This is a genomic window from Cupriavidus sp. IDO (assembly GCF_000812465.1).
Taxonomy (GTDB): domain Bacteria; phylum Pseudomonadota; class Gammaproteobacteria; order Burkholderiales; family Burkholderiaceae; genus Cupriavidus.
Map to the genome: position 1 here is coordinate 22,992 of NZ_JWMA01000090.1, position 11,051 is coordinate 34,042.

Sequence of the window (11,051 nt, forward strand, 5' to 3'; positions counted from 1 at the left end):
TTACTTAGTGTGCGGAAGTGTTTGCGACCAGCGCATCCACCATCCGTTCCATGCGCATGAAGCGCGATCCCTTCACCAGCACGGCGCCGGCTTTCGCCACCGTGCCCCCGATGTCTTCCTCCAGCGCCTTGGCCAGTTCTTCGGCCCGCGCGAAATGGCGCCCGCCCCGGCCGTAGGCCTGCACTGCGTGCGGCGCCAGCTCGCCGGTCGCCCACAGCGTTTCGATGCCGCGCGCCCGCGCATAGGCGCCGATCTCGCGATGGAACTCCGGCCCCTGGTCGCCCACTTCGCCCATGTCGCCCAGCACCAGCACGCGCGGCGCGGCAAATCCTGCCAGCACGTCGATGGCTGCCCGCACGGAGTCGGGGTTGGCGTTATAGGTGTCGTCGATCACCACCGTGCCGCCCGGCGTGTGCTTGACCTGCAGGCGGCCCTTGACCGCCTTGAACGAGGCCAGCCCCTTCTGGATCGCCGGCACGTGGACGCCCGCGGCGAGCGCGCAGGCGATCGCCGCCAATGCATTGCGCACGTTGTGGGCGCCCAGCAGGCCGAGCCTGACTTCGAAGGCATGGCCGCGCGCGCGTATCTGCATCACCTGTACGCCGTCCACCAGCGCGACCTCCGCGCTGACGTCGGCCTTGCTCGTGGTGCCGAACGAGAGCGCGCGCCGTGCGCCGGCGGCCTGGCGCCAGATCGGCGCGTGCTGGCCGCCGCTTTCCTCGTCGAGGGGGAAAACCGCCACGCCATCTGCAGGCAACGCTGCGATCGCCGCGGCATGCTCATGGGCAACGGCTTCCACGCTGACCATGAATTCCTGGTGCTCGCGCTGCGCGTTGGTGATCACCGCCACCGTGGCCTGTGCAATGCTCGCCAGGTAGACGGTCTCGCCCGGATGGTTCATGCCCAGTTCGAGCACGGCCAGCTTGTGCGTGGCGCGCAGGCGCAGCACCGTCAGCGGCAGGCCGATATCGTTATTCAGGTTGCCGCCGGTGGCCAGGCGGTGGTCTTCGCCGACTGCGGCGGCAAAGATCGCCGCGATCATTTCCTTGACCGTGGTCTTGCCATTGCTGCCGGTTACGGCCACCGCGGGCAGCGTGAACTGGCGGCGCCAGCCGGCGCCGAGCTCGCCCAGCGCGATGCGGGTATCCGGCGCGACGATGGCCGGCACGCCGGCATCGATCTCGCGGCTCACCAGCACTGCAGCGGCGCCCCGCGCCACGACATCGGCGATGAAATCATGCGCATCGAAGCGCTCGCCCTTGAGCGCAACGAACAGGTCGCCGGGGGCGACGGTGCGGCTGTCGGTATGGACGCGCGAGAAACCCACGGCGCCATCGCCTGAGACGCGCGCGCCGGCAATCCAGCCGGCGGCCTGCTGCAAATTGGTCATGGTGGTCTGGCTCATGCCGATACTCCACGTGTGGCGAGAGTCAGGCGAACATGCTCGCGGTCGGAGAACGGCCGCTTGCGGCCCCGGATCTCCTGCGTGGCCTCGTGGCCCTTGCCTGCCACCAGCACCACGTCGGCCGCGGCGGCATGCTTGATTGCATAGAGAATGGCGGCGGCGCGATCTTCGATCTGGCGCCCGCGCGCGCGGTCGGCCATGCCGTCGGCGATGGCGTCGAGGATGTCCTGCGGCTCTTCGCTGCGCGGGTTGTCGCTGGTCAGCACGACCTCGTCGGCGAGGCGCTCGGCCACGGCACCCATCAGCGGACGCTTGATCGGATCGCGGTCGCCGCCGCAGCCGAACACGCACCACAGGCGGCCGTTGCGGGCCTGCGCGACCGGGCGCAGCGCGGCCAGCGTCTGTTCCAGCGCGTCCGGCGTATGCGCGTAGTCGACCACGGCCAGCGGGGCATCGTGCCCGCCGTGCGCACCGAACAGCTCCATGCGGCCTTCGACCGGCGCCAGCGTGCGCAGCGCGGCGATTGCCGCATCCCACGCCACGCCATTGGCCAGCGCGGCACCCAGCACCGCCAGCAGGTTGCTGACATTGAAGGCGCCGATCATCGGCGTGGAAACCTCGGCGTCGCCAAAGCTGCCGTCGATATGGAATGCCGTGCCGGTCGCGGTGGCACGCACGCCGGTGGCACGCAGCCACTGGCCGCGCGGACCGCGAACCGAAGCGCCGGCGGGGCCGTCGATGCCGTACTCGATGACATGCGGCGCGCCGATGCCGGCGCCGTCGTTCGCCAGCAGGCGCCGGCCCATGCCGTCATCGCGGTTGACCACGGCGGTGCGCAGGCCGTCCCAGCAGAACAGCCGTGCCTTGGTCGCCTCGTACTCGTCCATCGAGCCGTGGTAGTCGAGATGATCCTGCGTCAGGTTGGTCAGCACCGCCACGGTGAAGTGCGTGCCGGCGACGCGTTCCTGCTCCAGGCCGTGGGACGAGACTTCCATCGCCACGGCGCGCGCGCCGGCGTCGTGCAGGCTGGCGAGGCTCGCCTGGAGCTGCACGGCGTCCGGCGTGGTGAAGCCGGTCGGCTGCAGGGCGTCCGGGAAACCGCTGCCCAGCGTGCCGATGGTCGCGCACGGCGTGCCGGTGGCCTGCAGCAGACGCGCCAGCCACTGGCTGCACGAGGTCTTGCCATTGGTGCCGGTGATGCCGGTCACGGCCAGGCCGCGCGCGGGATTGCCGTGCCAGCCGGCCGCGATCGGCCCGGCAACCTGGTAGAGATTGGTGACCGCCAGATGCGGCACGGCGTCGCCAAAGGTCCAGTCGAAGCCGTCGGCCTCGTAGACCACGGCGCCGGCGCCAGCAGCGATGGCCTGCGCAATATGCGGGCGGCCGTCGGTGGCCAGCCGCTCGTTGCCGAGCACATAGGCGAAAAATACATCGCCCCGTGCCAGCCGGCGCGTGTCGCCGGTGAGCTGGGCCGAGGCCTGGACGTTCGTACGCAGCCAGGCCAGCGCGTTGCTGGCCTGTGTCGTCACTTCGAGCGGAAGCAGGGGCTTGACCGTCATTGCGTCGAGCTCCATGGTTCGCTCTCCTGCACCTTGTCGCTGACCACCAGCTGGCGGATCGGCGAATCGGGCTGGACGTTCAGGGCGCGCAAGGTGCCGCCGGTAATCGCCGCGAAGACCGGGCCGGCGACCGCGCCGCCGTAGTGGCTGCCGGCACTGGGTTCGTCCACGCTGACGGCGACGATGACGCGCGGGTTGGACATTGGCGCCAGGCCGATGAAAGAGGCGCGATACTTGCTGCGGTTATAACCGCGGCCCTCGTGCTTGTAGGCCGTGCCGGTCTTGCCGCCGACGCGGTAGCCCATCACCTGCGCCTCGGGCGCGGTGCCGCCGGGCGCGGTCACGGTCTCGAGCATGCCGCGCACGTCGCGGGCCACCTGCGGCGACAGGATACGCTCGCCGGTGACCGGGCCGCTGGTGCGGAACATCGACACGGGGATCAGCTCGCCGTCATGCGCGAAGATCGTGTAGGCGTGCGCGATCTGGAACAGCGACACCGACAGCCCGTAGCCATACGACATCGTGGCCTGCTCGATCGGACGCCAGCTCTTGAACGGGCGCACGCGGCCGGCCACCGCGCCGGGGAAGCCGATCTTGGGCGCCTGGCCCAGGCCGACGCTGGTGAACATGTCCCACATTTCCTGCGGCTTCATCATCATCGCGATCTTGGTCGTGCCGATGTTGCTCGACTTCTGGATCACGCCGCCCACCGTCAGCGCCCCGTAGTTGTGGGTATCGCTGATGGTGGCGCCTTCAAAGTTGTACTTGCCGGTGGTGATAACCACCGTGGATGGCGTCACACGCTTGAGCTGCAGCGCCAGGCCGATGGTGATCGGCTTCATCATCGAGCCGGGCTCGAAGGTGTCGGTCAGCACGCGGTTGCGCAGCTGCTCGCCCGACAGCCGGGTGCGGTCGTTCGGGTTGTAGGTAGGCCAGTTGGCCAGCGCCAGCACTTCGCCGGTCTGGGCGTCGAGCACCACCGCGCTGGCCGCCTTGGCCTTGCTGCGCTCCACCACCGCCTTCAGTTCGTTGTAGGCGAGGTACTGGATCTTGGCGTCGATCGACAGCTGCATGTCTTCGCCATCGCGCGGCGTCTTGATGATGCCGACGTCTTCCACCACGCGGCCAAGGCGGTCCTTGATCACCTGGCGCGCGCCGGCACGGCCGGCCAGGCCGGACTCGCGCGCCAGTTCCACGCCTTCCTGGCCGCGGTCTTCCACGTTGGTGAAGCCGACGATGTGGGCCATCGCCTCGCCCTCGGGATAGAAGCGCTTGTATTCGCGGGTCTGGTGGATGCCCTCGATCTTCAGCTCGGCGATCTTGTCGGCGGCGTCGGGCAGCACCTGGCGCTTCAGGTAGACAAAGCTCTTGTCCTCCGACAGCTTGCGGCTCAGTTCCTTCTCGGACATGTCAAGCAGCCTGGCGAGCTGGCGGATCTTGGCGGCCTCGACCTGGTTGGGCACGTCTTCCGGCACCGCCCAGATCGCCTTGACCGGCAAACTGGTGGCCAGCACCAGGCCGTTGCGATCCAGGATCTTGCCGCGCGTGGCCGGCAGCTCGAGCGTGCGCTGGACGCGCTTCTTGCCCTCGGCCTCGTAGAACTGGTTGCCCGGGCCCTGGATCCAGAGCGCACGCACGGCCAGCGCGGCAAAGGCCGCGAACATCAGGAACACGACCAGCTTGGAACGCCACATCGGCAGGCGCAGGCCGAGCACCGGGCTGGCCGAGAACTGGCCGCTGCGCGGGCGGGAGTTGTTGTTGGCGCGATTGCGGCCGGGCGGGTTCGGGCGTGCCATGTTCATGGGCGGGCCTCCGCTGCGGCCGCCGAGGCCGCGGCTGCATCGGGCGCGGGCGCCGACGGCAGCACGATGCCCGACAGGTACTGGGTCTTGCCGGGGCTGACCGGCGCCATCTTGAGCTGGGCGCGCGCCGCATCGGCAATGCGCGCGCTCTTGCCGAGCGCGCTCTGCTGGTACTGCAGGCGCGACCAGTCGATATCGAGCTGCTTCTCTTCGGCCTGGTTACGGTCCAGCGCCACGAATAGCGTGCGCGCCTGGTGCTGCGCGCTCACCAGCGAGAGCGCGCAGAGCATCAGGGCAGCCAGGAGGAAGAAGGTCAGGCGGTTCATGCCGGCAAGGCTCCCGGCGCCAGTTTTTCGGCCACGCGCATCACGGCCGAGCGCGCGCGCGGGTTGGCAGCCACCTCTTCGGTGCCCGGCTTCACGCGGCCGAGCAGGCGCAGCGTGGGCTGCGGCAGGTCGGCGGCCCGAATCGGCGCGCGGCGCAGGGCGGGATCGGCATCCTGCTGGGGACGGGCGTGCGCCTGCATGAACCGCTTGACGATGCGGTCCTCCAGCGAATGGAAGCTGATCACCACCAGGCGCCCTCCTACCTGCAGCAGCTCATAGGCAGCCTTCAGCCCTCTTTCGAGGTCCTCAAGCTCTTGATTGACGTGAATCCGTAGAGCCTGAAAGGTGCGGGTCGCAGGGTCCTGGCCCTTCTCGCGTGTTTTGACGGCTTTCGCCACGAGCGCGGCAAGATCGGCAGTAGTGGCGACGGGTCCGCCATCGCCGGGTTCGCGCCGGCGAGCAACAATCGCCTTTGCAATCTGTAGAGCAAACCGTTCTTCCCCATAGTCTCGTATCACCCTGGCAATGTCCTGCTCATCCGCCTGCGCCAGCCACTCGGCGGCAGTGACGCCGCGCGTGGTATCCATGCGCATGTCCAGCGGGCCCTCGAAACGAAAGGAAAACCCCCTCGCCGCCTCATCGATCTGGGGCGAGCTGATCCCCAGGTCGAGCAACACGCCGGCCACATGGCCGCGCCCGGCCAGGCGCTCGCCCATGGCCGCAAAGCTCGCGTGCTCAATGGAGAAGCGGGCATCCTTGATGGTGCCCGCTTCTGCGATTGCTGCTGGGTCCTTGTCGAACGCAACCAAAGCCCCGTCTGGTCCCAGCCGGGCCAGTACCGCCCGGCTGTGCCCTCCCCTGCCGAAGGTGCCGTCCACGTAAACGCCATCCGGCCGCCAGACCAGCGCCTCGACGGCCTCGTCCAGCAGCACGGTGCGATGGTGCAGGGCGGGGGTTGCCGGCGTTCCGGTAGGGCTCATGACCTCTTCAGATTCAGAAAGAGAAATTCTTCAATGCTTCCGGCATGCCTTGCGCCATCGCCTGCTGTTCCTTGGCGGCGTAAGTCGCGGCATCCCAGACTTCAAAATGGCTGCCCATGCCGAGCAGCATGACTTCCTTGTCGAGCATGGCGGCACCGCGCAGCTCCGGTGCGATCAGCACGCGGCCCGCGCCGTCCATATCCACGTCGGCGGCATTGCCCAGGAAGATGCGCTTCCACCAGTGTGCATCCATCGGCAGCGCCGCGATCCGCGTGCGGAAGTTTTCCCACTCGGGCCGGGGAAAGAGCAGCAGGCAGCCATCCGGGTGCTTGGTCAGCGTCACCCGGCCCTCGGCCTGCTGTTGCAGCGCCTCCCTGTGCCGCGACGGAATGGACATCCGCCCCTTGGCATCCAGAGAGAGTGCCGATGCTCCCTGAAACAAGCTCGCCCCCGGTCCGAGCCGGCGATTTCCCCGCCAGCGCTCGCGTGAATCGTCCAATTCCGACTATGTGGCGATGATCCCATAGCCGGGCTGCAATTTCACACAAAAACACACTTCCTCACACTATTTCCCACTTTAGAGGAAGCGATATGGCGGGTCAAGGCTCGTTGCAGGGCAACAAACGAGATTTTTCGAGTCAGAACAATGACTTAGCGCGTACACCTCACGCACCGTTTGGGTGAATTCCTAATGAAATGAAGATCTTATGGAGGAAAGCAGAGAAACCACCTGAGAACTACCGAGGGAGGAACTGCCGACAGCCCGGGAAAGACCGGTCCCGCAACCGTGAAAAAGGATACAACATTTGCCAGACAACCCCCGGCCGCGAGGCCCGGGGCACGGGATTCGTGGGGAACCAGGTCAGATCCGATACGCGGCCGTGGTCATCACGCGCGAGGCGCCGCGCATCAACGCGCGCACCGGTGCCGGCAGCGGAATGCCACCGGCATCGCGTGCGGCATCGCCATGACGGATCTCGTCGTCGCGCATCTGTTCCAGGATGGCGCGCGAGCGGCCGTCGGCAGCGGGCAGCCGGTCGAGGTGGCCACCGAGGTGATGCTCGACCTGCCGCTCGGTCTCGGCCACGAACCCGAGGCTGACCCTGTCGCCGGCACGGCCGGCCAGCCAGCCGATGGCGAAGGCCCCGGCGTACCACAGCGGGTTGAGCAGGCTCGGGCGCGAATTGAGCTCACGCAGCCGGTCGGCGCACCAGGCGAGGTGGTCCTCCTCCTCGCGCGCGGCGGCGTCCATCTGCTCGCGCACCGGGCCGGTGCGGGCCGTCAGCTTCTGCGCCTGGTAGAGAGCCTGCGCGCAGACCTCGCCGACATGGTTGATGCGCATGAGCCCGGCCACATGACGGCGCTCTTCGGCACTCATCTGTTCAATGTCCGGCGCCAGCCGGTCAGCCGGGTTGGGACGGGCCGAACGGGTCGCGCCGGCGATCGCGCGCAATGCCACATCGAATTCTCGGATCAGGGTGTCCATGTCGGAGAGCTGGAAGATCGTCGTGATTTCTTCGCGCCCCTACCAATGTGGGGATATCAATGATGTCGCCACACGCCGCAGAGGTCATCGGGATTACCCGCATTGTAGCTTCCTTCTAATCGCCGCCAGCCCGCGCCGCGCCGCATGTTCTCGTGTTTTGTACGAAAAAACCCTGAGTTGCTAAAAGAAGACAAGGGAGCCGCGGCCGGCTGGAGAACTAAACGTTGTTTGTTACAGTGCTTCGCAACTTCTCGCGAAGTTGGGCGTGCAGGGGATGGAGACCCTAAGGAGGTTCTCCTGAGCGTCACCAATAAATTCTAAAGTGGAGATCAACGAGCATGAAGAAATCGCTACTGGCGCTGGCCGCGCTGGGCATGTTTGCAGGGGCTGCGCAAGCCCAATCGAGCGTAACGCTGTATGGCGTGGCAGATGCCAACATCGAGTACGTCAGCCACATGTCGAGCGTCACGCCGTCGGCAGCCAACGGATTCGCGACCGGCCCGGCACACGACCTCGTGCGCATGTCGTCCGGCGGCCTGTCCGGTTCGCGCTGGGGCCTGCGCGGTGTGGAAGATCTCGGCAGCGGCCTGAAAGCACTGTTCGTGCTTGAAAGCGGTTTCGGCCTTGACGACGGCAAGTCCCAGCAAGGTGGCCGCCTGTTCGGTCGTCAAGCGTATGTCGGCCTGGAAAGCTCCCAGGTGGGCCGCTTCACGTTCGGTCGCCAGTACACCACGCTGTTCGACCTGCTCGCCAACTTCTCGCCGTCGGGCTACGCCACCCAGTACGAACCGGTTGTCGCACAGCTCGGCCTGGGCTTCCGCTCGGACAACACCGCCAAGTACACGGGCGTATTCGGCCCGGTGACCGCGATCGCCCACTGGACCTTCGGTAACGGCGTCGCCGGCAACGGCGAAGTGCCTGGCCAGTTCCGCCGTGACTCGGGCTACGGCGCCGGCCTGGCATATGCCGCCGGTCCGTTCGGCATCACGGCCGCCTACGACCAGTACAACCCGACGCTCACCGCAACGGGCGACACCGGCACCTTCAAGAAGGCTGCCGTGGCTGCCAGCTATGCCTTCGGTCCGGCCAAGATCATGGGCGGCTATCGCTGGGGCCAGGCGAAGGCTCCGTCGGGCGCTTTGCTCCTGCGCGACGACTACTACTGGATCGGCGCCAACTACCAGGTCACCGCGCAACTGGGCCTGACGCTCCAGTACAACTACGACGACGTGAAGAACCTGGCTGGCGTCAACGTCAAGAACCCGTGGCAAGTCTCGTTCATCGCGGACTACAGCCTGTCCAAGCGTACCGACGTGTACCTGACCACGGCCTTCTCGAAGAATGCCGGCCTGAACTTCGACACCTCGGCGATCAGCTTTGCCAACGGCTACTTCCTGGGCACCGGCAAGACCACCATGCTCGGCGCCGCCGTGGGTATCCGCCACAAGTTCTAAGCGCATTCCGCTCGAACCCCAAAGGCACCTTCGGGTGCCTTTTTTCATTGGCGCGGCGATGGCATGGTCATAGGGCATCACCTCATCGGCGTTCCCGCAAGTGGCAACTAGAATGCACTGACCATACCAACCGGACCGCCCGGACATACCCAGGAGACCCCGCATGCCATCCAATCGCCGGCGCGTCATCGCGCTGCTGCTGTCCGGCAGCCTCACCGCGCTTGTCAGCCAGTCTGCCCTGGCAGCCGATCCGTATCCGAACAAGCCGATCCGGCTCGTGGTGCCGTTTGCGGCCGGCGGAACCACGGACATCCTAGGGCGCGCCGTGGCCGCGGAACTGGCGAAGCTGCCGGGCTGGAACGTCGTGGTGGACAACAAACCCGGGGCCGGCGGCAACATCGGCGCCGACATCGTCGCGAAGACGGCGCCCGACGGCTACACGCTGCTGATGGGCACCGTCGGCACGCACGGCATCAACCAGTCGCTGTACGGCAAGCTGCCATTTGATCCGATCAAGGATTTCACGCCGATCACCGAGGTCGCGGCGGTGCCGAACGTGCTGGTGGTCAATCCGGCTTTTGCGCAGCAGAACAAGATCAACAGCGTGAAGGACCTGATCGGCTATGCGCGCGCCAATCCGGGCAAGCTCAACATGGCGTCCAGCGGCAATGGCACGTCGATCCACCTGGCCGGCGAGCTGTTCAAGACGCAGACAAAGACCTATATGGTGCATTTCCCGTACAAGGGCAGCGGCCCGGCCCTGACCGACCTGGCCGGCGGCACCATGCAGGTGATGTTCGATAACCTGCCGTCGTCGATGGCGCTGATCAAGGGCGGCAAGCTCAAGGCACTGGCGGTGACCAGCGCCAGGCCGTCGCCAGCCCTGCCCGGCGTGCCCACCGTCGCAGCAGCCGCCGACCTGCCGAGCTACGAGGCCAGCTCATGGTTCGGCCTGCTGGCGCCGGCGGGCACATCGCCGGAGATCGTGCACCGCATCCAGCATGAGGTGGCAAAGGCGCTCGGGTCCCCGGCCGTACGCGAGCGCCTGCAGGCGCAAGGCGCCGAGCCGGTCGGCAGTACCCCGGAGCAGTTCGCCGCCTTTATCCGGGCCGAGACCGCCAAGTGGTCGAAGGTAGTGAAGGACTCCGGCGCCAAGGTCGATTAGTCCCGGACAAGGGCGCATCCCGCATATACTTGAGGCATCAAATGTCTGGGCCATCCGCCGGGTGCGGGTGGCCGCTGGCGACTTCCGCCACACTGCGCCACTTTCACGATGCCCAATCCCTCCCCCGCCGGCGGCGCCGATGCCGAACCGGTCGACCTCGAAACCCGCGCCGGCGACACCGAGCACGAAGCCCTGCGCCTCTGGCTGCGCCTGCTCACCTGCACCAACCTGATCGAGGGCGACATCCGCTCGCGCCTGCGCCAGGACTTCGCCTGCACCCTGCCCCGCTTCGACCTGATGGCCCAGCTCGACCGCCATCCGGAAGGCCTGAAGATGGGCGAGCTGTCGCGGCGCATGATGGTGACCGGCGGCAACGTCACGGGTATCACCGACCAGCTGCAGGAGGAAGGGCTGGTCTCGCGCGAGGCCCTGCCGGCCGACCGGCGCGCCTACCTGATCCGGCTCACGCCGGCCGGCCGCACCGCCTTCTCGCGCATGGCGCGCGCGCATGAGGACTGGATCGAACAGTTGTTCTCGGGCCTTGCCGAGACGGATCGCCGCGCCCTGTTCCGCCTGCTGGGCCGCCTGAAAACCGGCCTGACCTCGCCATGAAAACGCCGCACGTCATTGCCTTGTGCTGCTTGCTGCCAATCCTCGCGGCATGCAATTCGACGCCACCTGCGCCACAGGTGACGCCGCTCAACGCCACCATCAAGCTGGGGCGTGTTACCGACAAGACCTTCCTGACCCGTATCGACGTGACAGACAGCGCCGGCTATGGCGGATACGGCGTTGGCGTCGGTGCGGCGGGCGTGGGTGGTGGCGGAGGCGGCGGCGTAGGGCTGGGCTTCTCGATCGACCTGACCCGCCTGTT

10 protein-coding genes and 1 pseudogene are annotated in these 11,051 nt (G+C 67.1%); 4 read left to right on the forward strand and 7 right to left on the reverse strand.

Features of this window, described 5'->3' with window-relative positions:
- Positions 1-4: 4 nt before the first annotated feature.
- From RM96_RS23925 to coq7, 7 genes are all read right to left on the reverse strand, one after another.
- A complete protein-coding gene (locus tag RM96_RS23925; RefSeq protein WP_039014211.1) occupies positions 5-1,405 on the reverse strand; it encodes a UDP-N-acetylmuramoyl-tripeptide--D-alanyl-D-alanine ligase in 1,401 nt (466 codons plus the stop codon).
- Positions 1,402-2,964 carry a UDP-N-acetylmuramoyl-L-alanyl-D-glutamate--2,6-diaminopimelate ligase gene (locus tag RM96_RS23930; protein ID WP_039014223.1) on the reverse strand — a complete coding sequence of 521 codons (1,563 nt, stop codon included), beginning with the start codon at positions 2,962-2,964 and terminating at the stop codon, positions 1,402-1,404. The genes RM96_RS23925 and RM96_RS23930 overlap by 4 nt, the downstream gene beginning before the upstream one ends.
- On the reverse strand, positions 2,961-4,766 hold the full coding sequence (locus tag RM96_RS23935) for a peptidoglycan D,D-transpeptidase FtsI family protein (protein WP_039014213.1): 1,806 nt from the start codon (positions 4,764-4,766) through the stop codon (positions 2,961-2,963). Before RM96_RS23935 ends, RM96_RS23930 begins: the two co-directional genes overlap by 4 nt.
- On the reverse strand, positions 4,763-5,092 hold the full coding sequence (gene ftsL, locus RM96_RS23940; RefSeq protein ID WP_039014214.1) for a cell division protein FtsL: 330 nt from the start codon (positions 5,090-5,092) through the stop codon (positions 4,763-4,765). The genes RM96_RS23935 and ftsL overlap by 4 nt, the downstream gene beginning before the upstream one ends.
- Positions 5,089-6,072 (reverse strand): 16S rRNA (cytosine(1402)-N(4))-methyltransferase RsmH, encoded by a 984-nt coding sequence (gene rsmH / locus RM96_RS23945; RefSeq protein WP_039014215.1) that lies wholly within the window; start codon positions 6,070-6,072, stop codon positions 5,089-5,091. Before rsmH ends, ftsL begins: the two co-directional genes overlap by 4 nt.
- Positions 6,073-6,085: 13 nt before the next feature.
- On the reverse strand, positions 6,086-6,514 hold the full coding sequence (gene mraZ / locus RM96_RS23950) for a division/cell wall cluster transcriptional repressor MraZ (RefSeq protein ID WP_039014217.1): 429 nt from the start codon (positions 6,512-6,514) through the stop codon (positions 6,086-6,088).
- A gap of 420 nt (positions 6,515-6,934) precedes the next feature.
- Positions 6,935-7,558, reverse strand: a complete 624-nt coding sequence (gene coq7, locus RM96_RS23955; RefSeq protein ID WP_039014218.1) for a 2-polyprenyl-3-methyl-6-methoxy-1,4-benzoquinone monooxygenase — start codon at positions 7,556-7,558, stop codon at positions 6,935-6,937.
- A gap of 338 nt (positions 7,559-7,896) precedes the next feature.
- Between coq7 and RM96_RS23960 the strand changes: the two genes are divergently transcribed.
- From RM96_RS23960 to RM96_RS23975, 4 genes and pseudogenes are all read left to right on the forward strand, one after another.
- The gene (locus RM96_RS23960; RefSeq protein WP_039014219.1) at positions 7,897-9,012 is read left to right on the forward strand and encodes a porin; all 1,116 of its coding nucleotides are present in this window, start codon (positions 7,897-7,899) and stop codon (positions 9,010-9,012) included.
- A 163-nt stretch (positions 9,013-9,175) separates the two neighbouring features.
- A complete protein-coding gene (locus RM96_RS23965; protein WP_039014220.1) occupies positions 9,176-10,177 on the forward strand; it encodes a Bug family tripartite tricarboxylate transporter substrate binding protein in 1,002 nt (333 codons plus the stop codon).
- Positions 10,178-10,285: 108 nt separating this feature from the next.
- Positions 10,286-10,789, forward strand: coding sequence for a MarR family winged helix-turn-helix transcriptional regulator (locus RM96_RS23970; RefSeq protein WP_039014221.1), 504 nt, complete (start codon positions 10,286-10,288; stop codon positions 10,787-10,789).
- Positions 10,786-11,051, forward strand: a pseudogene (locus tag RM96_RS23975) (hypothetical protein); the annotation flags it as partial. The gene RM96_RS23970 and the pseudogene RM96_RS23975, both read left to right, overlap by 4 nt.